Raw genomic sequence first — 21,148 nt, 5'->3', positions numbered from 1 at the left:
CGAGCGTACTCACTCGCGCAGAGCGGCGGTCCGGGACGTCAGTGCGGCCACCGCGACGGCGATGACGAGGGCCCCCGCCAGGGGCAGGAGCGGCACCCGCACCGTGCCGGTGAGCGAACCGGAGACCAGGCCCGTCACCGCGGCCTTCGCGGGTGAACCCTCGGTCACGACGGCGAGCAGCGCGCCGGACACGGTGGCGGCGAGCGACCAGCCGTGCCGGTGCAGGACCGGCCGGGCGCAGAGCGCCCCGACCGCCGCCCCCAGCAGCGCGGAGCACCCGGCCGCGAGCAGTCCGGCGAGTGCGGCGGGCAGGAGCGGGACGGCGACGGTGTGGTCGGTGCTGACCGGTTCGCTGATCAGCAGGACGATCCCCGCACCCACGGCGCCCAGGGCGAGCGCGCACCCCAGGCCGGTGAGCAGTGAGGCGAGGTGGGCGCGCGACGGCCCGGCGGCGGAGGCGGTGACCGTCCGGGCGGCGAGCGGCTCCTGGGTGACGCAGAGCCGCACGAACCAGGCGGCCGCGGGGAGCAGCGCCGCGGCGGCGTAGCCGAGCGAGTCCAGCAGGGGCTGCCCCGCCCGTACGCCGATGCCGAGCACCGCCGTGTACAGGAGGAGGGGCGCGAGCCACCGCTGGGAGCGTGCCAGGGTCGCGGCCTGGTAGCGGATCACGGCGGTCGTGGCACCCACCGGCGACCGGACCGCACGGGCCGGGCGGGAGGCCGTCTCCGGCACGGGAGCGGCGGTGCCCGCGGTCCCGGGAGACGGACGGGGCATCAGATCCACGGACGCCCCGTCCGTGGCGGGGGGTCCGGGGGCCGGCACCGGTGCGGGGAGCTGTGAGAGCCCGGTGACGTGCCACGGCGGACGGGCCGTGAGGAGGGCGTGGAGCACGGTGTCCGAGTGCGCCGCGGTCGTCGTGAGCCGGACCGCGGCCGGGTTCCCGGCGTCCCGTTCCACCACGGGCGCGCCCGGCAGCCCTGGCGGGAGGGCGGAGGACGGGCGGCCCGTCGCCTCGATCCGGACGTGCGGGCCGGTATCACCGGGCGAATCCGCCGCCGGGGTGAGTGTGCGGCCCTCCAGCCGGTACGCGAGGCCGGCCGCCCCGGCGAGCCGCCGCGGGTCGTGGTCGACGAACACCACCGTGGAGCCCTCGGCGACCCGCTCGGCAACGGCGCGGTCCAGTTCGCCGCGGGCCGCGGCGTCGAGCCCGGTCCAGGCCTCGTCCAGGACGAGGAGGTCCGGTTCGGCGAGGAGCGCCTGGGCGACGGCGACCTTCTGGCTGGTCCCCTTGGAGAGTTCCGCGAGAGGTGTACGGGCGTGTCCGGTGGCCCCGAAGCGCGCCAGCCACTCCTGGGCCCTCACGGCGGCCTCGGCGGTGGGGAGCCCGTGGACGCGGCCCATGTGGATGAGGTAGCCGGCCGCGGTGAACGGGAGCGCCGCGGGGAAGCGTTCGGGGACGTACGCCGTGCGCGGCCGGTCCGTGAGCCGCCCCTCGGTCGGCGCGTCGATGCCGGCGAGCAGCCTCAGCAGAGTCGACTTGCCGACGCCGTTGGCTCCCTCGATCCGGACCAGGGTGCGCGCGGGCAGCTCCAGATCGAGCCCGCGCAGCACCCAGGGGCCGCGCAGGCCGTATCGGCGGCCGACTCCTCGAAGGATCAAGAGGACGACTTCTCCGGCTTGAGCTCACTCGGGCGTACGATCACGAACCCCTCGCCCTGGAGCATCAGCTGGACCGCCTCGCCGGACCCGCCGCGCACCATGGAGCCGACACTCTGCGAGCGGTGCAGGGAGGTCGAGAGCTGGGCGCTCCAGCCGACGACCGCGTCCGTGTCGACGTACACCGGCTGCTGCGCGGTGACGGGGATCACGATGGGGTTGCCGTCGCAGATCAGGCCGAGCTTGCCGTATCCGCTGAAGACGCTGTTGAAGAGGCCGCCGCCGGTCATTCCGGCGCCCTTCACGGTCTTTATCTCGTAGGACAGACTGGCGTCGAAACAGAGGACGTTGCGGCCGTTGACGGTCAGGACGTCGCCCTGCTCCATCTCCACGATGAAACAGTTGGCCGCCTCATGGGCGAACCAGGCCTCTCCCTGGCCGGTGACCGCCATCAGGGCCAGCCCCTCGCCGGTCACGGCCCGCTTGAGCATGCCGCCGATGCCCTGGCCCTTGCGCTCGAACTTCAGATTGCCACGGAAGGCGATCATGGATCCCTGACGCGCGTGCATCTCACCGTTGACGGCGTACTTGATGGACTTGGCGTTCTGCAGGGTCATGCCGGGGGCGGTGGCCTGCTGCGCCATGTGCTCGCTGGAAAAGAGGTCGCTCTTCATAGCGCGCATCCTCACCCGGAGCCCTCTGTTCCGCCAAGAACGCGTTGTCCCAGGGGCCTGGCAGACTGGACGCGTGAGCAGCGACAGCATTCCTGAACCCCTTCCCGCCGCGCCGGAGACCTCCGCCGACAGCCCGTTCCGTACGGAGCCGACGGCCCGTGACGAGGCCCCGCAGTTCGTCCTGCCGCTGGTGGTCCACCTCGAGAAGACCGACCCCCCGGCGCGCAACGACGCCCTGGTGACCGCGGCCCGCGCGGTGCTCACGATCCTCTCGGACCCCCGCTCGCTCGGTGAGGACGAGGGCGGGGCGGAGGGTGAGTGGGCGCAGGTCATGCGGGACTGGCAGGACGCCCGGATCCGCAAGGTGGTGCGGCGGGCGCGCGGCGCGGAGTGGCGCAAGGCCTCCGCGCTGCCCGGGATCACGGTCACGGGCGAGCACGCCGAGGTCCGGGTGTTCCCGCCGGTGCCCCTGGACGGCTGGCCCAAGGAGCTGGCCAAGCTCCAGGTGTCGGGCACCGACCTGGACGACCCGGAGCCTCCGCAGGCTCCCGATCCGGCCGGTCCGGTGCTGTGGATGAGTCCGGACGTCGACATGTCGGCGGGCAAGGCCATGGCTCAGGCGGGCCACGGCGCCCAGCTCGCCTGGTGGGAGCTGTCGGACACGGAGCGCAAGGCGTGGCGCGAGGCGGGGTTCCCGCTCTCCGTCGCCACCCCGGACGCCGCCCGCTGGCGCGAACTCACCTCCGCCGGGCTGCCGGTGGTGCGGGACGCCGGATTCACCGAGATCGCCCCGGGGTCCTGCACGGTCGTCGCCGACCACCCGGCCCTGCGCGGCTGACCCGCCCGGGCCGGCCGGCCCGGGCGGGCGGTCCGTCAGGTGCTGATGGTGGCGACGGGGTCGAGCCCGTAGGTACGGGCGTAGCCGTTCTCGGTGCCGACGAGGAGGTCGACGATCTCGAAGTAGCGGTCCCAGAAAGGGGTTTCGCGCAGCGCGTCGATGAGGAGCTGGTAGGCGTTGTGGTCGTCGGCCTCCCAGACCCAGACGTCGGTGACGCGGGTGGAGTAGAACTCCGTGTCGTAGAAGCGTGACCGGACTCCGGTGGTCTTGGCCTTGATCGCGGGGATGACCTGGGTGGCGAAGGCGTTCACCCGTTCCTGGGGGGTCATGGCGAGCCACTCGGGCATGGTCTTGATGAGCATGAACGCGGTGACCGGCGGTGCGGTTTCCTCGGTGGACATGACGGGAGCCTCCGGGGTGGCGGTTGTTGTGGTGCGGTGGGCGTCTTGTGGGCCGGTGACGGGGTGGCGCATCTTCAGGCGATGCGTCTTCAGACGAGGACGGCGGGCTTGAGGGTCCGGGCACACCACTGCTCGAAGGTGGTGGGCGAGGCGGTGTCCGGCGTGCGGGCGACACCCGCGTCGAGCCCTTCGTCCTTGGCCCGCTTCATGTCGACGATGCCCTGGGCGAACGCCGCGTCGAGTCCGTAGCCGATGAGGTCGGCGTACAGCTCGTCGAACGGCCGGCGTTCGTAGCGGACAGGGCGGCCGAGCTGCTCGGTCATGATGCGGGCCAGGTCGTCGGGGGACAGGTCCTGCGGCCCGAGGACCGGCACGCTGTCGTTACCGGTCCACGAGCGCTCCAGCAGCAGGCCGGCCGCGACGGACGCGATGTCGGTGACGGCGACGAGTGGGGCCTTGCGGTCCGCGCGGACGGCATCGGTGAAGACACCCTTCTCGCGGATCGAGCCGGCCTCCTCCAGGAGGTTCTCGAAGAAGGACGGATTGGCCAGGGCCCGGTAGGCGACGCCGGTGCCGGCGATGAGGTCGTCCATGGCGTGGGAAGCGGTGACGAGTCCGGCGCGGTCTGCGGCCGGGGTTCCGCGGCCGAGTGCGGAGACGCCCACGACGTGGCCGACGCCGTGAGCGACGAGCGCCTTGGCGGCGGGGCCGGTGAAGCCGCGGTAGGCGTCCTCCGGCGGCAGGGAGGAGTCCGGGGGAACGAGCCAGAACACGGCGTCCGCACCCTCGAAGGCCCGGTCGACGACATCGGTCTCGCCGTGCGAGCCGGTGACCACCTCGACGCGTTCACGCACCGCGTCAGGCAGCCGTGCGGGGTCGCGCACGATCACGCGCAGTTTCTCGCCGTGGGCGGGTGCGGCCTCCAGGAGGAGCGGGAGCAGATGGCGGCCGATGTTCCCGGTGGGAGCAGTGATGACGATCATGGAAACCTCATGGGGTCGTGCCGGATCGGTACGTCCCTCATCCTGCGGAGGCCCACAGTGTTGCCACAATGGGAACTTCAGCACGGAATACTTGCCTGAGAGGGAATTACGCCTATGAGCAGCAGTCCAGGGTCCGGAATCGACGCCAACCTCGCCGTCGCGTTGGACGCCCTGCTGGCCGAGCAGAGCGTCACCCGCGCCGCCGCCCGCCTGCACACGTCCCCCGCCGCCATGAGCCGCACCCTCGCCCGGCTCCGCCGCATCCTTCAGGACCCCCTCCTGGTCCGGGCCGGCCAGACCATGGTCCCCACGCCCCGCGCCCAGGCCCTGCGCGACGAGGCCGCCGCGGTGGTGCACCGCCTCGGAGCGCTGCTCGCTCCCGGCTCCGGTGTCGACCTCGCCGCGCTGCGCAGCACCTTCACCCTCCAGGCGGCCGATCTGGTCGGCGCGGCGCTGACCCCCGGACTGCTGCGGCTGGCCCGGCAGGAGGCGCCAGGGGTGTCCTTGCGGTTCCGGGCCGAGGACCTGGAAGCGGGACCGGCGCTCCGCGACGGGCGGATCGATCTGGAGGTCGGGTCCATCGACCACGTCGACCCGGAGACCCGGGTCGAGGAGCTGGTCACCCTCCGCATGGCGGCGGCCGTCCGGCCCGGCCACCCCCTCACCGAGGGGCCCCTCACCCCGGCCGGGCTCGCCGCCGCCGAACACGTCGTGGTGAGCCGCCGTGGCCGGTTCACCGGCCCCTTGGACACCGCCCTGTCCGAGCGGAACCTTCACCGCCGGGTCATTGCCGTCCTCCCCAGCCACATGGCCGCCATGGCCCTCGCCGCCCGCAGCGACACGGTCTGCCTCATCCCCACCGCACTCCCCGGCGCCGCCCCCTCCCCCCTCACCGATGTCGCCACGACGCTCGGTCTGCGCCTCCTCGACATCCCCCTGCCCCTGCCGCCGCTGACCATCGGCATGGCATGGCACCCCCGCCACGCAGCCGACGGAGGCCACCGCTGGCTCCGCGACGCCGTCCGCCGGACTCTTCACACATCCGGGAGCCCGACCGTCTGACGTGGTCCCGCCCCGCCGGCCCACCGGACAGGGCGGGTGGCGCGCCCACCGTTTCCCGCCCGGCTGAACATCCCTGCGCCGATATACGTATCTCCCCGTACTGCCGCACCGGCATTGCCGCCAAGTAGGTTGAACGCCGAGTCAGTTGGCGGTTGATTCGAGCTGTCACGCACCGGCCCGGGAGACATCTTGCTGCGACGCATCAACGGAACGGCCCTCATCATCGCCGCGCTGGCCGCCACGCTCGGCGCGCTCGCCTTTCCCGTGTGGTCGTACGCCGACCGCTCGGGCACCGGCGAGGCCAATCTGAACGCCTCCAGCGTCGCGACCCAGTGGGGCCCGCTCTCCGCGACCGACCGGGACTTCCTGGTCAAGGTGCGTCTCGCCGGGCTGTGGGAGCTGCCGGCGGGGCAGCAGGCCATCGAGCGCGCACCGAGCGAGGGGGTGAAGCTCGCCGGGGATCACCTGGTGGTCGGTCACACGGATCTGGACCGGCGGGCCCGCGACGTGGCGGCCAAGCTCGGGGTGGAGCTCCCGAACCAGCCGACCGAGCAGCAGCAGGGCTGGCTCAGGGAGCTCACCGCGGCGAGCGGCCAGGAGTACGAGCAGAAGTTCGCCAATCTCCTGCGCGCCGCGCACGGCAAGGTGTTCGCGCTGATCGCGCAGGTCCGGCACACCACGCGCAACTCACTGATCCGGCAGCTGGCCTCCGACGCCAACCAGACCGTGCTCGACCACATCACGATGCTGGAGCGCACCGGCTTCGTCGACTTCGACGGCCTGGCGCGCGAAGCGGCCGGCGCTTCGACGGCCAGCCCCTCGGGGCCTCCCGTGTCCTCGGGTGCGGGTGTCCCGCAGGTCCCGCTGCCGGTGACTCCGAGCGGCGACCAGTCGTTCACCTCCCGCCCGGTGCCACCGACGATGGCTCCGCTGCCTCAGCCGTAGGGCCCGTCAGTCACGGTCGCGGCGCTGGACGTACAGGCGGTTGCCCTTCGGACCCGTCCATTCCACCCGTACGACACCGGGCACGGCAGCGTCGGCGAGCCGTGACGGGTTGGACCAGTGGCCGAAGTTGGGGTTGCGGAAGAACGTCGCCCACAGGTCGCCGCGGGAATCCTCGAAGAAGTTGTTGTGCCCGGCGCCGACGCCGACCGTCCAGCGCTCTGAGTACGGGCCCTCGAAGGTGTCCGAGACGGCGGCGACCGCGTCGTACTGGTACTGCACACGGCCCGTGCCGCCCGGGTCGTAGGCCTGGCGTGCGGTGCCGTCGGCCTCGACCGACGTCCGGTCCCAGGCGGCGTGGAGGAGGAAGTACTTCCCCCCGTACTTGAACACGTACGCGCCTTCGAGATACGGCTCGGGCGTGTAGGGGGTCTGCCGGAACGCGGGGAGGCCCGTCGCCGGGACGATGTCCTCCATGTCGTCGCGGAACTTCGCGTACAGGTTGTTGTGCAGCACGAGCCAGGCGTCGTCGCCCTCGCTGTAGAGGCTGCCGTCGATGTGGTGGTAGGCACCGGGCTTGATGAAGCTCGGCCCTCCGATGAACGACTCGCCGAAGGGCTTCTCCAGGTTGCCCTCGACGAGCCGGTACGGGCCCTCGACCCCGCCCTCGCTCACGAGCATGAACGAGCCCACCTTCTCGGAGTGGTCCCCCATGCACGCGACGATGTACCACTTCCCCCGGAAGTGGTGCAGCTCCGGGGCCCACGCCTGGCCGCGCTTGCCGAACTGCTCGTCGTACCAGTACTCCTGCCACGGGGCGACGACCGTGCGCCCGGGCCGGTTCTCGTCGGTGAACTCCGGCGACCAGACCTTGCCCTTCTCCGCACCGGGCCGGATCCCCGTCGTGTCGGCCAGCTTCCAGGGGCCTTTGAGGGAGCGGGCCGTCCAGACGAAGATGCCGTCGTTCCACGGACCGGCCGCTTCGAGGCCGGGCACGCGGGTGGTGCCCGTGGCGACGTAGAGCGGACGGCCGTCGACGACGAAGCAGTTGACATAGGTGTCCCGCATCCACACCACTCCGCGCTCCTTGTCGCGGGGGCGCAGCTCCAGCGGGAGGACGAACGAGTTGTCCTCACGAGGCCACAGGTCCTGCCGGGTGTCCGCGAGGCCGTAGGGCTCGGGGTCGGGCCAGTTCGCCGGGTACCGCCGCTTCCCCGCGGCCGCGGGGACGGGGTCCGGAGCAGGGGCGGCCGAGGCCCGCGCCGCCGGTGCGGCGGCCACGGGCAGCGCGGCCGCCGCTCCCACTCCGGCGGCACGGGCCAGCAGGGACCGCCGGCCGAGGTGCGGCCTGTTCTCGGTGCTGGTCATATCGGTGACGTTCTCCTTCGTTCGTCCAGGACGCCGTGCCGGTCCGCGAGGACCGTCGGCGGGCACGGCGGATCGTCCGGCCCGCTCCTGGGCCGGTTTCGTTCGGGGCGGGCCGGGCTTCTCCGGCGGACGTACGCGCCGGTGGAGGCGGAGCCGGGCGGCGGTCAACGCCCGCGCCGGGCGCTACGGGACGCGCGGCGCGGCGGTCGTGCGGTGCCGGCCCGGACACCCCGCCGGGAGGGTGCGGCCGTCCTTGGATGGCATGTCGATCAGCATGCGAAGGCCTGTTGATCTCCGTCAACGGGCCGTGGAATTAATCCGGAGTGTCCGGCTCGTCGGCATATCTGTGCCACTCCGCGTTTCCGCAGGTCGGTGGGGTGCCGCTGAGCCCTCAAGGAGCATCACGATCAGGTAACGGCGCACTTCGGTCCTGTCCGGGAACCTCAAATTCAGCTCTGAACGTCCCCCCTTCCGGGTTCACCGCCGCACGACGGGGCCATGACCCCTGCACAGGACGGGGAGGGGACACCATGAAGCTGGGGATCGGCATCGGATGGCGGCCGGAGATCGCGGACGCCGTCGAGGCACTGCCGGGGATCGACTGGGTCGAGGCGGTCGCGGAGAACGTCTGCGCGGACCATCTCCCCGACTCCCTCGTACGCCTGCGGGAGCGCGGGGTCACGGTCGTCCCGCACGGGGTCTCGCTGGGCCTGGGCGGCGCCGACCGCCCGGATCCCGGCCGCCTCGCCGGCCTCGCCGCACGCGCCGAGCTGCTGGGCACCCCCTTGGTGACGGAACACATCGCGTTCGTACGCGCCGGAGGGCCGCTCACCGCGTCGCCGGTCCTGGAGGCGGGCCATCTGCTGCCGGTACCGAGGACCTGGGACGCCCTGGACGCGCTCTGCGAGAACGTGCGGATCGCGCAGGACTCGCTGCCCGTCCCGCTGGCCCTGGAGAACATCGCCGCCCTGATCTCCTGGCCCGGCGAGGAGCTGACCGAGGGCCAGTTCCTCGCGGAGCTGGTCGAGCGCACCGGCGTACGGCTGCTGATCGACGTCGCCAATCTGCACACCAACCACGTGAACCGCGGCGAGGACCCCGCGACGGCGCTGGACGAACTGCCCGTGGAGGCCATCGCGTACGTCCACGTGGCGGGCGGCGTCGAGAAGGACGGCGTCTGGCACGACACGCACGCCCACCCCGTGACCCGCCCCGTCCTGGACGTGCTGGGCGAGCTCCGCTCCCGTGTGGACCCGCCCGGGGTCCTCCTGGAGCGCGACGACGACTTCCCGCCGGCCGGCGAGCTGGCCGGTGAACTGACCGCGATCCGCTCCACGCTGGCCGCTGCGGCCGGCGCGCCGGGGGCCGCCCGGAAGGGGCCCTCCCGGCCGCCGGAGCCGGCCGTCCGCGCGGCCGGGGCCCGTGACCGGACCGCCGTGGCGCAGACCGCGCTGCTCTCCTCGCTCGTGGCCGGCACGCCCGCCCCGGACGGCTTCGACCACCGGCGCCTCGGGGTGCAGAGCCGCGCCCTGGCCGCGAAGCGGGCCGACGTCGTCGCCAAGGTCGCACCGGAGCTGCCCGAGATCCTCGGCGACGGCTACCGGAAGGCGTTCCTGGCGTACGCCAGGAACCGGCCGATGTCCGGTGGTTACCGCCGTGACGCGCTCGGCTTCGCCGAGCAGCTGCTCGCCACCGGCCGCCCGGCCGACGACGCGGCCCGCCGGAGGCTGACCCGCTGGTGGCAGGAGCGCGCCGCCCCCCGTCCGCCGCGCCGCGGGACCCGTCTGGTCCACGCCGCCCGTACCGCCCTGCTCGGAAGGTGACTTCGCATGAACGCTCTTGCCCTTCTGCTGACCCTGGCCGTGGCCGTCTCCTGCACGCTCCTGGTCGTCGCGACGCGCCGCGCCGGACTGCGGGACAGCGGCGCCACCGTGTATGTGCACGACCTCTCCGAGGAGGCCTTTCTCAGCGGTGGCCCGTCCAGGGTCGTGGACACCGCTCTCACCCGCATGCACACGGACGGGCGCCTGCGCATCGGTGGTCCCGGCATCATCGTGGTCCAGCGGCCCGAGGCCCGGGACGCCGTGGAGCGCGCCGTGCTCCAGGAGCTGGCCGCTGCCCCGAGCGGCGCCCTGCACACCCTGCGGGAGGCCGTGATGCGGCATCCGGCGGTGCAGGAGATCGGCGACGGGCTGGCCGCCCGGGGGCTGCTGGTCGCGCCCGGCGAGAGCCGGGCCCGCCGTACCTGGGCGCTCACCCTGGGCATCGGATGCATCGTGGGGTTCCCGGTCGCCATCGCACTGACCGTCGCGCAGTACGCCCTGCACGACTCGTACGCGGACCTGCCGTTCCCCTTCGTCCTGAAGGTACTGCCGGCGCTCGCGGCCGGGGCCGTGGTCGGTCTGGCCACCGCGGCGTCGGCCAGGGCGCGGCTCACCGGGGCGGGACGCAGGGCCGCGGACAGCTGCCGGGCGGCCAACGCCCATGTGACCGACCCGGCCCACCTGGTGGCCACCCGGGGACCGGCCGCGCTCCCCGACCCCGAGCTCCAGGGGCAGTTGGTGGCTGCGGCCAGGCAGCGGCCCGCCGGGCGCTCCTCGTCGGTCTCCACGTCCTCGTCCGCCGCCGGCGTCGCGTTCGTGCCGGTGGTGTGGTGCGCCGGGGCGGGCCCCGGCGGCGGGAGCTGCGGCGGATCCAGTGGCGGCGGCGGTGACTCGGGTTCGGGTTCCGCGTGCGGTTCGGGATCGAGCTGCGGCAGCGGTGGGTCGAGCTGTGGCGGCGGATCCGGTTCCAGCAGCGGGTCGAGCTGTGGCGGAGGGTCCAGCTGCGGCGGGGGCTCGTGACGGTGCGGGGTCGGCAGGCGTATGGATTCAGCCACCCATGACCGTCCGTGACCGAGTTTGGTCCATATCGTGAACAACCCATGGCGCTTCCCTGCCGTTTTCGCATAGAACTCGGCCATGCTCTGGGTCCTGCTTCTTCTGGTCGCGTGGGGCGCGGCCGCCGTCTCCTGCATCCGGCTGTGCCTCCTCACGGCGGGTGCGGCCCAGCCGCAGCCTCGTGCCGCGCGGGCGCCCGCCTCCCCCGAACTCAACCTGTACGAGACGGCGTTCCTGGCCGGCGGACCGCAGCGGGTGGCCGATCTCGCGCTGGTCTCCATGCATCTGCGGCGCCGGCTGCTGCTCGCCCACACGGGCTGGGCGACGGTCGTCGATCCGGAGGGCCGGGACGAGGTCGAGCGCACCGTGATACGCGCGATCGGCCCGGAAGGGCAGTCCCGGATAGGCCCCATCCGGGCCGCCGCGGCGGCCGCCGACGCCGTACTCTCCCTGGCCGACCGCCTCGTCGCGACGGGCCTCGCCGTGCCGCACGGGACCCGCACGGGTCTGGAGTCGGCGGTGCGGGCCGTACGGGGCGCGGCGGTGCTGGTGGTGGCCCTGGCGGTCACCGCCATGCTGATGCCCGGTCAGGAGACGGGCGACGCCGGTCCGGTGGCCGCGTGGTTCGGGCTGCCGCTCGTACTGACGCTGGGCTGCCTGGCCATCGCGCGGGTGGAGAACCATCCGTACAGCGCGTGGGCCTCCCCGTCCGGGCAGCGCTGGCTGGACTCGCTGCCGGCCCCGGTGCACGGCGCGGACCGCGATCTCCTGGCGGCGGTGGCGGTGAGGGGCGTGGGAGCCCTGGAGGACCCGGGCCTGCGGGCCGCGATGCTGAGCGGGGCGCGGACCGGCGGCTGAACCCTGGTCGAGGGCCGCACAGCACCAGGGCCGCCCCGGCGGGGCGGCCCTGGTGCTGTGCTATCCAGTTGTGCGGCCCGGGGCACATCGGCCGGACCGGCGAGGAGCGGCGGCCCGCGGAGAGGAATGGCTGACTCCCCCGCGGGCCACGACAGTTCGCCGGCCGTCGGCCGATGTGCACCCGGCACCGGACCCGGTGTCGCTGGAACGACGGGCGGCGTCACACGCGCCGTTGCCCGCCAACTGATCTTCCGGGTCGGGATGACCGGAAACGCTGGCTATGCGAGTCCGGCCACCAAGTCTGCGACGGTCTTCCTGCGTCCGGTGTAGAACGGGACCTCTTCGCGGACGTGCAGCCGCGCCTCGGAGGCCCGCAGGTGACGCATGAGGTCGACGATGCGGTACAGCTCATCGGCCTCGAAGGCGAGGACCCACTCGTAGTCCCCCAGTGAGAAGGAGGCGACCGTGTTGGCGCGCACGTCGGGGTAGCCGCGGGCCATCTTGCCGTGGTCCGCGAGCATGCGGCGGCGGTCCTCGTCGGGCAGCAGGTACCAGTCGTAGCTGCGCACGAAGGGGTACACGCTGATGTAGTCGCGCGGGGTCTCGTCGGCCAGGAAGGCCGGCACGTGCGACTTGTTGAACTCGGCGGGGCGGTGCAGCGCCATGTTCGACCAGACAGGCTCGAGTGCGCGGCCCAGCTTCGTGCGCCGGAAGAGGTTGTACGCCTCCTGGAGCTCGTCGGAGGTCTCGGCGTGCCACCAGATCATCAGATCGGCGTCGGCCCGGAGACCGGACACGTCGTACGTGCCGCGGACCGTGATGTCCTTGGCCCCGAGCTGGTCGAACAGCTCCTGGACCTCGTCGGCGTAACCGGCGCGGTCCACGGGAAGGACGTCCTTCAGCCTGAAGACGGACCACAGGGTGTAGCGGATGACCTCGTTGAGGTCCTTGGCCTTCTTGCCTGCGTTCGGAAGCTTTTCTGGCGCACTCATACGGCTATTGTCCCGCCTCGCTCCCGGTGCCCCGAACCCGGGGCGGCGTGTTGTCGATCTCCCCCGTGACCGGACCCGTGAGGTCCTGGACGATCTCGTCCGCGGCACGGTGCGCACTGGCGACGCAGGCCGGGATCCCGACGCCGTCGTACACCGCTCCGCAGACCCGCAGACCGGGCAGCTTGGCGACCTCCTCACGGATCCTGGCGACGCGGGAGAGGTGGCCCACGGGGTACTGCGGCAGCCCCCCGATCCACCGGGTGACCTCGGTGTCCACCGGCCGGGCCGTCAGCCCGGCAGCGGATTCGAGATCGCCCAGGGACGCGGCGACGAGCTCGGAGTCCTCACGGTGCAGGTGCTCCTCCTCGCCGTAGCGGCCGACGGAGGTGCGCAGCACGAAGAGGTCGGGGGCCGCGTCGGCGACCCACTGCCACTTGTTGCTGGAGAAGGTGGCGGCCTTGATCGTGCGTCCGTCGACGGGCGGCACGAGGAATCCGGAGCGCCCCCGGAGCGCCTCGGTGCCCTCGATGTCGGCGCGCCGGAAGGCCATGGTGACCAGGGCCATCGAGGCGTACTCGACGGCGGCGAGCTCGACCGAGGCGGCCGGGCACTCGGCGGCGAGCAGGGTGGACGCGGACCAGGCGGGGGTGGCCAGGACGAGGCCGTCGGCGGCGATCACCCGGCTGTCGGTGCGCACGTCCCAGCCCTCGCCGGTCCGGGTCAGGCCGAGCACCGGGGTCTCCATCAGAATTTCGGCGCCTGCGGCCCGTACGGCATCGGCCACGGCCCCCGGCAGGGTGCCGATGCCCCCCTCGATGCCTTGGAAGACCGGGCCGGTCTGCTGCCGGGCGGCGGCCCTCTCCTGGATGCGGAGTACGCCGTCGAGGAGCGGGCCGCCCTCCTTCACGGCCTCGAAGAGCTGGGGCACGGCCGCGCGCATCGAGATCCGGTAGGCGTCGCCCGCGTACACCCCGCCGAGCAGCGGTTCGACGAGCCGGTCGACGACCTCGCGGCCGAGCCGGTCGGCGACGTACGAGCCGACCGCGACGTCGTCGCCGACGGCGGTCGGGGTGAGGTCGCGCTCCTCGGCGATCCGGGCCAGACCCTCGGGCGAGAGCACGCCGCTGAGCGCCGACGGGTCGCCCGGCACGCCCATCACATGGCCCTTGGGCATGGGGCGCAGGGCGTCGCGGGTCCAGACCGAGGCCGTGGCGGTGGCGGGCGGCTGGAGCCGGTCGCCGAGCCCGGCCGCCGTGGCCAGTTCGACCGCCTCGGGCCGGCGCGCGAGCATCGATTCGGCGCCGAGGTCGACCCGGGTGCCCGCGATCTCGCCGGTCATCAGCTTGCCGCCGAGCCGCTCGGTCGCCTCCAGGACGGTGACCCGGAGGCCGGAGCCCAGCAGCCGGTGGGCGGCGGCGAGTCCGGCGATGCCGCCGCCGATGACGACGACGTGGCCCGTACGCGTGGTGTCGCGCTGAGAAGAACGCTGCATGGGTCCACTCTCTCAAACCCGTCCCGAGTCCCGAACGTGACCGCTTCGAAACCACGGACACGAAACCCGCACACGGACCCCTTACGTCGAACCGGCACCAGCAACAACGGCCCTGGGGGGACGCGTTATGCCTTTCGACCGACACACGGACAGTCATCCACCCACTCGCCCCGGCCGCCGCGGATCACGCGTGACGGCGGCCGCCGGGCTGCTCGTGGTGCTCATGGCCACCGGCGCGTGCGGCGCCTCCGGCGACAGCGGCACGCGGGATCTGCGATCCGCGGGCGACAACAAGGCGGCGGCGCCCGCCGGGGCCGGTGCCGGCGAGAAGTCGGCCGTGAAGCCCGCCGACGGCGCCTCCTCGGCACCGGATCCGGGCTCCGCGGTCGCGGTCCACGTCATCCGCACGGCCACGCTCTCCATCGAGGTGAAGAGCGTGCCGAAGGCGTCCTCCGCGGCCCGGAGCGCCGCGGAGGGCGCCGGTGGAATCGTGGCGGACGAGACCACGGAACGGGTCGACGACACCCATGAGATGTCCCATCTCGTCCTGCGCGTGCCACAGGCCCGGTACGAGGAGGTGCTGAACGGCCTCGCCGGGTCGGGGAAGCTGCTGTCGCGCACGTCGAACGCGAAGGACGTCACCGGGCAGGTCGTCGACGTCGAGAGCCGGATCGCCACGCAGCGGGCGAGCGTCGCACGGGTCCGGGACCTGATGGACAAGGCGGGGAAGCTCACCGACGTGGTGACGCTGGAAGGCGAACTGAGCAGTCGGCAGTCCGACTTGGAGTCCCTGCTCGCGCAGCAGGCGTCGCTGGAGGACCGCACCTCGCTCGCGACCGTCACGCTCGAACTCAGCGAGCCGTACGAGGACGGGAAGGACCCCGAGGACGAGGACACCGGCTTCCTGGACGCCCTGGAAGGCGGCTGGGACGCCTTCGTGACGATGCTGCGGTGGATCGCGGTGGCGATCGGCGCCACGGCGCCGTTCCTGGCCGCGGCGGCCGTCCTGGTGCTCCTGTGGCGGCTGCTCCGCGGCTGTCTGCCACGACGCCGTACGACGCCACGGGAGCCGTCGCCGGAGACGCCGCAGGCCCCGCCGGCCCCCTAGGCGTGACCGCAGGCCCCTCCGGCCCCCTGGGCGTCGTAGCGTGGGCCCCTGACCCCGCACACGACGGCGAAGGGACCTGGCACATGACGGCGGAGCGACTGGTGGTCGTCGGGGGCGACGCGGCGGGCATGTCCGCCGCGTCGCAGGCCCGCAGGCTCAAGGGGCCGGACGCGATGAGCATCGTCGCCTTCGAACGCGGCGACTTCACGTCCTACTCCGCCTGCGGCATCCCGTACTGGGTGAGCGGGGACGTCGAGGGGCCGGACGACCTCATCGCCCGTACGCCCGAGGAGCACCGGGCCCGTTCGATCGATCTGCGCACCCGCACCGAGGTGACGGAGATCGACGTCGCGGGGCACCGGGTGCGGGCGCTGGACCGCGACAGCGGCGAGACGTACTGGACGGGCTACGACAAGCTGGTGATCGCCACGGGCGCCCGGCCGGTGCGCCCCGGGCTGCCCGGGATCGACGCCCCCGGTGTGCACGGCGTGCAGACCCTGGGCGACGGCCAGGCGCTCCTGGAATCGCTGGAACGGGCTCCGGGGCGCCGGGCGGTCGTCATCGGCGCGGGCTACATCGGCGTCGAGATGGCCGAGGCGATGCTCAAGCGCGGCTTCGAGGTGACGGTGCTCAACCGCGGTGCGCAGCCGATGGCGACGCTCGACCCGGACATGGGGAAACTGGTCCACGACGCGATGGACGGACTGGGCATCACCACGGTCAACGGTGCCGGGGTCACCCGCATCGGCACCGGCCCGGACGGCCGGGTCACGGAGGTCGTCACGGACGGGGGGACCTACCCGGCGGACGTCGTCGTGCTCGGTATCGGCGTCGAGCCGGAGACCGCCCTGGCCCGCGAGGCCGGTCTGCCGCTGGGGCCGCACGGCGGCCTCCTGACGGACCTGTCGATGCGGGTCGTGGGGCAGGACGACATCTGGGCCGGCGGTGACTGCGTCGAGGTCCTGGACCTCGTCGCGGGCCGCACCCGGCACATCGCGCTCGGCACCCACGCCAACAAGCACGGCCAGATCATCGGGTCCAACGTCGGCGGGGGTTACGGCACGTTCCCCGGCGTGGTGGGCACGGCGGTGAGCAAGGTGTGCGACCTGGAGATCGCCAGGACCGGGCTGCGCGAGAAGGACGCACGCGCGGTCGGCCTGCGCTTCGTCACGGCGACGATCGAGTCGACGGGCCGCGCCGGCTACTACCCGGGGGCGAAGCCGATGACGGTGAAGATGCTCGCCGAGTACCGGACCGGCAGGCTGCTGGGTGTGCAGATCGTCGGCCGTGAGGGGGCGGCGAAGCGCGTGGACGTCGCGGCCGTGGCGCTCACCGCCGGGATGACGGTGGAGGCCATGACGGCCCTCGACCTCGGCTACGCGCCGCCGTTCTCCCCGGTCTGGGACCCGGTCCTGGTGGCCGCCCGCAAGGCCGTGACGGCGGTGCGGGCGGCCGGTGGCTGAGGGCTGGTCCCGTAATCCCTGGTGGATCAGCGCACGGCGTCGGAGGCCGCCGTCAGTGCGCCGTCTGCTGGTGGACGTACTCCACCAGGCGCGTCAGGGCGTCCGGGTCGGTGGCCGGCATGACGCCGTGCCCGAGGTTGAAGATGTGGCCCTCGAGACCGGCGGCGGCGTCGAGCACCTCGCGGGTCTTCGCCTCCACCACCTCGGTCGGCGCGAACAGCACCGCCGGGTCGAGGTTGCCCTGGAGCGCCTTGCCGGGGCCGACCCGGCGGGCGCCCTCGTCCATCGGGACGCGCCAGTCGACGCCGACGACGTCCGCGCCGGCCTCGCCCATCAGGCCGAGCAGCTCGCCGGTGCCGACGCCGAAGTGGATGCGCGGGACGCCGTACGGCGCGACGGCGTCGAAGACCTTCGCGGAGGCCGGCATCACGGAGCGGCGGTAGTCGGCCGGGGCCAGGGCGCCGACCCAGGAGTCGAAGAGCTGCACGGCGGAGGCGCCGGCCTCGATCTGGACCTTGAGGAACGCGCCGGTGATCTCCGCGAGCCGGTCGAGCAGGTCGGCCCAGAGCTCCGGCTCGCCGTACATCATGGCCTTGGTGCGCTCGTGGTTGCGGGACGGGCCGCCCTCCACGAGGTAGCTCGCGAGGGTGAACGGCGCACCCGCGAACCCGATGAGCGGCGTGGCGCCGAGCTCGGCGGTGAGCATCCCGAAGGCCTCGGTGACGTACGGGACGTCCTCGGGCGTGAGGTCGCGCAGCCGGGCCAGGTCGGCGCGGGTGCGGATCGGCTCGGCGATCACCGGGCCGATGCCGGGCTTGATGTCGAGGTCGATGCCGATGGCCCTGAGCGGTACGACGATGTCGCTGAAGTAGATCGCGGCGTCGACCTTGTGACGGCGCACGGGCTGCAGCGTGATCTCGGTGACCAGCTCCGGCATCATGCACGAGTCGAGCATCGCGATGCCCTCGCGGACCTTCAGGTACTCGGGCAGCGAGCGTCCCGCCTGTCGCATGAACCAGACCGGGGTGTGCGGCACCGGCTCCCGGCGGCACGCCTTGAGGAACGCCGAGTCATGGGTGGCGGGGGTCGTCCGCAGGCCCGAGGACGGGCCCTCCCCTGATCGGACGGAGCTGAGCTCTTGGGGAAGGTCGTTGGCACTCACGCACAGAATCTTCGCACGGAGTGACAACGAGCCGGACGCCGCATGGGTGTCCCTCCCTGCACGGCGCTCCGGTTCCGCCTACTCTTCCCCGCATGGCTCCGGCTCAGGGACAATTTTCCGATCATTCCGATGGCACTGACAGCGAGGAGGGCGCGGAAGGCGACGGCGTCCCGCCCGCGTTCCGGTCGGCGGTCGACGCGCTGCGTTCCGCCCGCCTGCGCCCCGAACTGGAGGTCGAGCCGACACGCCCGCCGCAGCGGCTCGCCCCGCACGCGTACGCCCTGGAGGCCGCGGTCGTGGAGGACGAGGAGGATCTCGCCGACGGCCGTCTGGTCCTCCTGCACGACCCGTCCGGACACGACACCTGGCAGGGCACGTTCCGCTTGGTGACGCTCGTACGCGCCGAACTCGAACCGGAGATGGCGGCCGACCCGCTGCTGCCCGAGGTCTGCTGGTCCTGGCTCACGGGGGCGCTGGACGCCCGGGGCCTCTCGTACGGGGAGGCCGGCGGGACGGTGACGCGCGCCGGTTCGCACTACTTCGGCGCGCTGTCCGCGCGCCGCCCGGCGACGCAGATCGAGATCCGGGCCTCGTGGACGCCGCGCGAGGGGCGCGGCGGGGTGCCGGACACGGGGGCGCACCTGGCCGCCTGGGGCGATCTGCTCTGCCAGCTCGCCGGCCTGCCGCCGTCGGGCACCTCCGACGCGGCGGTGGTGACGCTGCCCCAGAGGCGCGGGCCGCAGGTCTCATAACGCTGCGTCATTTTCGTGGGGAGCCGGTCGCACGGGGGCCGGCTCTCTTTTCGTACAATCGATCGTGCGTCCTATTTGTCCGAATTGTTACTCACTAAATCGTGATCTTCCCCTAAAGGAGGACGCACCTGCTGCCGAAGAGGTCAATGACCCTTCAAGCACGGTTCGCCCCGGCTTCATCCCCGAGCCGGCCCGTCCCCCCACTCCACTCCCCAGGAGGCCTGGTGTCCGTTCTCCTCGAGCAGCCCGCAAGCCTGGTCGCCTACCGCCCGAACAAGCCGACGGCCATGGTCGTCGTGGCCGACCCGCGCGTCCGTTCCACCGTCACCCGCCATCTGTGGGCCCTCGGAGTTCGTGACGTCATCGAGGCGTCGTCCATCGCGGAGGCCCGCCCCCGCGTCGGCAACCCGCGCGACATCTGCGTTGCCGACGTCCACCTGCCCGACGGTTCCGGGCTGACCCTGCTGTCCGAGACCCGAGCCGCCGGCTGGCCGAACGGCCTCGCCCTCTCCGCCGCCGATGACATCGGCGCGGTTCGCAACGCCCTCGCGGGCGGCGTGAAGGGCTATGTCGTCACCGGCACGCGTACCAACATCGGCCACCCCACCCGTCCCGGCGTCGCCCCGATCGGCGCCAATGCCGCCCGCATGCACCGCAGGCCTCCCGGTTCCCCGAGCCACCCGGGCGGCTACCGCGAACTCTCCGGCCGTGAGGTGGAGGTGCTCCGCCTGGTCGCCGAAGGCCAGTCCAACAAGGCCATCGGCGTCTCGATGGGCCTCTCCGCCCTCACGGTCAAGAGCCACCTCGCCCGCATCGCCCGCAAGCTCGGCACCGGAGACCGCGCCGGAATGGTCGCCGTGGCCCTGCGCACGGGCATCATCCACTGACCCCTGCACCCCGCCGGTACCTGCGCGGATGCGTAACCGGCCGGTTTAGGCGCATGGCCGCCCGTCGACGGAACGTTCCGTCGACGGGCGACGCACATACACAGATACCCTTGGCATGTGACCGACGCCCAAGAGACCGCAGCAGACACTTCACTGCGAACCACCGGGGGCGCTCCCCCGGACGACGTCGCCCCGGCGCCGATCCCCTTGCTCGAACCGCGCGAGGGCATCCCCCCGGTGGTGGCGACCGACGACGCGCTCGCCCGGGTGGTCGCGGACTTCGCCGCGGGCACCGGCCCCGTCGCCGTCGACGCCGAGCGCGCCTCGGGCTACCGCTACGGCCAGCGCGCCTACCTCGTGCAGCTGCGCCGCGAGGGTGCGGGAAGCGCGCTGATCGACCCGGTCGGCTGCCCCGACCTGTCCACGCTCGGCCAGGCCCTCACCGGCTCCGAGTGGATCCTGCACGCCGCCACCCAGGACCTGCCCTGCCTGCGCGACATAGGCATGACCCCGACCTCGCTCTTCGACACGGAGCTCGCCGGACGCCTGGCGGGATTCCCGCGCGTCGGCCTCGGCGCCATAGTGGAGAACGTCCTCGGCTACGCCCTGGAGAAGGGCCACTCCGCGGTCGACTGGTCCACCCGCCCCCTGCCCGACCCCTGGCTGCGCTACGCCGCGCTCGATGTCGAGCTGCTGGTGGACCTGCGCGACGCCCTGGAGGAGGAGCTGGACCGGCAGGGCAAGCTGGAGTGGGCGCTGGAGGAGTTCGCCGCGATCGCCTCGGCACCGCCCGCTCCCCCGCGCAAGGACCCGTGGCGCCGGACCTCCGGCATGCACAAGGTGCGGCGGCGCCGTCAGATCGCGGTCGTACGGGAGCTGTGGACCGCCCGTGACCAGGTGGCGCAGCGCCGTGACATCTCGCCCGGCAAGGTGCTCGGGGACGCCGCGATCATCGAGGCGGCCCTGGCGCTCCCGGCGAATGTGCAGGCCCTCACCGCGCTTCCCGGCTTCGGGCACCGCATGGGGCGCCGTCAGCTGGAGCAGTGGCAGGCGGCCGTCGACCGGGCCAAGGAGCTGCCCGAGTCGGAGCTGCCCCAGCCCGGCCAGCAGCCCGCCGGACCGCCGCCGCCCCGCGCGTGGGCCGACAAGGACCCGGCCGCCGCGGCCCGGCTGTCGGCGGCCCGCACCGCCGTGTCGGAGCTCGCCGAGCGGCTGCACATGCCGCAGGAGAACCTGATCACCCCGGACACCGTGCGCCGGATCTGCTGGGAGCCGCCCAAGGTCCTGACCCCGGACGCGGTCGAGACCGCGCTGGCGGCACACGGCGCGCGCAACTGGCAGATCGGCCAGGTCGGCCCTCTGCTGCTGCGTGCCCTCGACACGAGCGCCTGACACCGCGCGCCTCGCGTACGCCCCCTGCCGGATCCGGCAGGGGGCGTACGCGTGTCGGGGCCGCACCCTGGGCCGGTCCGTCGAGGAGGATCGAATTCACGCCACTTACCCGGTCTTCCCGGCCCCCTCCGCGTGTGACGTTCACCGCTCCGGTGGTGGGGGGTGGGCAGTCCGGTTACCCGCAAGTAGCATGAGGGTCGTGGCGCGCCGATGCGTGCGCCCGCAGCAGTGCCATCCCG

At 72.9% G+C, this 21,148-nt stretch carries 19 protein-coding genes; 11 read left to right on the top strand and 8 right to left on the bottom strand.

The genetic code is table 11. From position 1 onward, the window contains the following. Positions 1-9: 9 nt before the first annotated feature. Together ACIP63_RS26770 and ACIP63_RS26765 are read right to left on the bottom strand one after the other, a co-directional pair. Entirely contained in the window at positions 10-1,659 is a 1,650-nt protein-coding gene (locus tag ACIP63_RS26770; RefSeq protein WP_401520338.1) for an ATP-binding cassette domain-containing protein, read from the bottom strand. Beyond that, entirely contained in the window at positions 1,656-2,330 is a 675-nt protein-coding gene (locus ACIP63_RS26765; protein ID WP_401520335.1) for an AIM24 family protein, read from the bottom strand. Before ACIP63_RS26765 ends, ACIP63_RS26770 begins: the two co-directional genes overlap by 4 nt. A gap of 73 nt (positions 2,331-2,403) precedes the next feature. Here ACIP63_RS26765 and ACIP63_RS26760 point away from each other — a divergent pair, with 73 nt between their 5' ends. Further along, positions 2,404-3,168 carry a peptidyl-tRNA hydrolase gene (locus ACIP63_RS26760; protein WP_401520332.1) on the top strand — a complete coding sequence of 255 codons (765 nt, stop codon included), beginning with the start codon at positions 2,404-2,406 and terminating at the stop codon, positions 3,166-3,168. Between the two features lie 35 nt (positions 3,169-3,203). On the opposite strand, the gene ACIP63_RS26755 is transcribed toward ACIP63_RS26760, so the two are convergent. Together ACIP63_RS26755 and ACIP63_RS26750 are read right to left on the bottom strand one after the other, a co-directional pair. Beyond that, the gene (locus ACIP63_RS26755; RefSeq protein WP_401520329.1) at positions 3,204-3,569 is read right to left on the bottom strand and encodes a darcynin family protein; all 366 of its coding nucleotides are present in this window, start codon (positions 3,567-3,569) and stop codon (positions 3,204-3,206) included. A gap of 89 nt (positions 3,570-3,658) precedes the next feature. Beyond that, entirely contained in the window at positions 3,659-4,552 is an 894-nt protein-coding gene (locus tag ACIP63_RS26750) for an NAD(P)H-binding protein (RefSeq protein WP_401520326.1), read from the bottom strand. A gap of 114 nt (positions 4,553-4,666) precedes the next feature. Between ACIP63_RS26750 and ACIP63_RS26745 the strand changes: the two genes are divergently transcribed. Continuing rightward, positions 4,667-5,614, top strand: a complete 948-nt coding sequence (locus tag ACIP63_RS26745; RefSeq protein WP_401520323.1) for a LysR family transcriptional regulator — start codon at positions 4,667-4,669, stop codon at positions 5,612-5,614. Positions 5,615-5,806: 192 nt separating this feature from the next. Next, positions 5,807-6,559, top strand: coding sequence for a DUF4142 domain-containing protein (locus ACIP63_RS26740; RefSeq protein WP_401520733.1), 753 nt, complete (start codon positions 5,807-5,809; stop codon positions 6,557-6,559). Positions 6,560-6,565: 6 nt separating this feature from the next. Here ACIP63_RS26740 and ACIP63_RS26735 read toward each other — a convergent pair whose 3' ends face one another. Beyond that, the gene (locus ACIP63_RS26735; RefSeq protein ID WP_401520321.1) at positions 6,566-7,924 is read right to left on the bottom strand and encodes a family 43 glycosylhydrolase; all 1,359 of its coding nucleotides are present in this window, start codon (positions 7,922-7,924) and stop codon (positions 6,566-6,568) included. A gap of 530 nt (positions 7,925-8,454) precedes the next feature. Here ACIP63_RS26735 and ACIP63_RS26730 point away from each other — a divergent pair. From ACIP63_RS26730 to ACIP63_RS26720, 3 genes are all read left to right on the top strand, one after another. After that, complete coding sequence (locus tag ACIP63_RS26730) at positions 8,455-9,747, top strand: DUF692 domain-containing protein (protein WP_401520318.1); 1,293 nt, start codon at positions 8,455-8,457, stop codon at positions 9,745-9,747. Between the two features lie 6 nt (positions 9,748-9,753). Next, entirely contained in the window at positions 9,754-10,767 is a 1,014-nt protein-coding gene (locus ACIP63_RS26725; protein ID WP_401520316.1) for a TIGR04222 domain-containing membrane protein, read from the top strand. Between the two features lie 117 nt (positions 10,768-10,884). Next, on the top strand, positions 10,885-11,661 hold the full coding sequence (locus tag ACIP63_RS26720) for a TIGR04222 domain-containing membrane protein (protein WP_401520314.1): 777 nt from the start codon (positions 10,885-10,887) through the stop codon (positions 11,659-11,661). A 278-nt stretch (positions 11,662-11,939) separates the two neighbouring features. On the opposite strand, the gene hemQ is transcribed toward ACIP63_RS26720, so the two are convergent. Further along, on the bottom strand, positions 11,940-12,653 hold the full coding sequence (gene hemQ / locus ACIP63_RS26715) for a hydrogen peroxide-dependent heme synthase (RefSeq protein ID WP_401520311.1): 714 nt from the start codon (positions 12,651-12,653) through the stop codon (positions 11,940-11,942). 4 nt (positions 12,654-12,657) lie between these two features. Next, complete coding sequence (hemG, locus tag ACIP63_RS26710; protein ID WP_401520309.1) at positions 12,658-14,145, bottom strand: protoporphyrinogen oxidase; 1,488 nt, start codon at positions 14,143-14,145, stop codon at positions 12,658-12,660. Between the two features lie 127 nt (positions 14,146-14,272). Here hemG and ACIP63_RS26705 point away from each other — a divergent pair, with 127 nt between their 5' ends. Both ACIP63_RS26705 and ACIP63_RS26700 read left to right on the top strand, forming a co-directional pair. Next, positions 14,273-15,253, top strand: a complete 981-nt coding sequence (locus ACIP63_RS26705) for a DUF4349 domain-containing protein (RefSeq protein ID WP_401520307.1) — start codon at positions 14,273-14,275, stop codon at positions 15,251-15,253. A gap of 83 nt (positions 15,254-15,336) precedes the next feature. Next, positions 15,337-16,716 (top strand): FAD-dependent oxidoreductase, encoded by a 1,380-nt coding sequence (locus ACIP63_RS26700; RefSeq protein WP_401520304.1) that lies wholly within the window; start codon positions 15,337-15,339, stop codon positions 16,714-16,716. A gap of 52 nt (positions 16,717-16,768) precedes the next feature. Here the strand turns inward: ACIP63_RS26700 and hemE are convergent, their stop codons facing one another. After that, the gene (hemE, locus tag ACIP63_RS26695) at positions 16,769-17,878 is read right to left on the bottom strand and encodes a uroporphyrinogen decarboxylase (RefSeq protein WP_401520302.1); all 1,110 of its coding nucleotides are present in this window, start codon (positions 17,876-17,878) and stop codon (positions 16,769-16,771) included. A gap of 92 nt (positions 17,879-17,970) precedes the next feature. Between hemE and ACIP63_RS26690 the strand changes: the two genes are divergently transcribed. The 3 genes from ACIP63_RS26690 to ACIP63_RS26680 all read left to right on the top strand — a co-directional run bounded on the left by ACIP63_RS26690 (position 17,971) and on the right by ACIP63_RS26680 (position 20,909). Further along, complete coding sequence (locus tag ACIP63_RS26690; RefSeq protein ID WP_401520299.1) at positions 17,971-18,630, top strand: DUF3000 domain-containing protein; 660 nt, start codon at positions 17,971-17,973, stop codon at positions 18,628-18,630. A 224-nt stretch (positions 18,631-18,854) separates the two neighbouring features. After that, positions 18,855-19,517 (top strand): response regulator transcription factor, encoded by a 663-nt coding sequence (locus tag ACIP63_RS26685; RefSeq protein WP_033300087.1) that lies wholly within the window; start codon positions 18,855-18,857, stop codon positions 19,515-19,517. Between the two features lie 117 nt (positions 19,518-19,634). After that, entirely contained in the window at positions 19,635-20,909 is a 1,275-nt protein-coding gene (locus tag ACIP63_RS26680) for an HRDC domain-containing protein (protein WP_401520295.1), read from the top strand. The last annotated feature ends 239 nt before the right edge of the window (positions 20,910-21,148 follow it).

The organism is Streptomyces sp. NPDC088746 (assembly GCF_044751065.1).
Lineage (GTDB): Bacteria > Actinomycetota > Actinomycetes > Streptomycetales > Streptomycetaceae > Streptomyces.
This window is presented reverse-complemented; position numbering and strand designations above follow the sequence as displayed.

Coding starts and splice junctions, on each gene's coding strand:
- ACIP63_RS26735 (WP_401520321.1), bottom strand. CDS start 7,924: ATGACCAGCACCGAGAACAGGCCGCACCTCGGCCGGCGGTCCCTGCTG.
- ACIP63_RS26700 (WP_401520304.1), top strand. CDS start 15,337: ATGACGGCGGAGCGACTGGTGGTCGTCGGGGGCGACGCGGCGGGCATG.
- ACIP63_RS26720 (WP_401520314.1), top strand. CDS start 10,885: ATGCTCTGGGTCCTGCTTCTTCTGGTCGCGTGGGGCGCGGCCGCCGTC.
- ACIP63_RS26755 (WP_401520329.1), bottom strand. CDS start 3,569: ATGTCCACCGAGGAAACCGCACCGCCGGTCACCGCGTTCATGCTCATC.
- ACIP63_RS26705 (WP_401520307.1), top strand. CDS start 14,273: ATGCCTTTCGACCGACACACGGACAGTCATCCACCCACTCGCCCCGGC.
- hemQ (WP_401520311.1), bottom strand. CDS start 12,653: ATGAGTGCGCCAGAAAAGCTTCCGAACGCAGGCAAGAAGGCCAAGGAC.
- ACIP63_RS26765 (WP_401520335.1), bottom strand. CDS start 2,330: ATGAAGAGCGACCTCTTTTCCAGCGAGCACATGGCGCAGCAGGCCACC.
- ACIP63_RS26750 (WP_401520326.1), bottom strand. CDS start 4,552: ATGATCGTCATCACTGCTCCCACCGGGAACATCGGCCGCCATCTGCTC.
- hemG (WP_401520309.1), bottom strand. CDS start 14,145: ATGCAGCGTTCTTCTCAGCGCGACACCACGCGTACGGGCCACGTCGTC.
- ACIP63_RS26725 (WP_401520316.1), top strand. CDS start 9,754: ATGAACGCTCTTGCCCTTCTGCTGACCCTGGCCGTGGCCGTCTCCTGC.
- ACIP63_RS26745 (WP_401520323.1), top strand. CDS start 4,667: ATGAGCAGCAGTCCAGGGTCCGGAATCGACGCCAACCTCGCCGTCGCG.
- ACIP63_RS26690 (WP_401520299.1), top strand. CDS start 17,971: ATGGCTCCGGCTCAGGGACAATTTTCCGATCATTCCGATGGCACTGAC.
- ACIP63_RS26730 (WP_401520318.1), top strand. CDS start 8,455: ATGAAGCTGGGGATCGGCATCGGATGGCGGCCGGAGATCGCGGACGCC.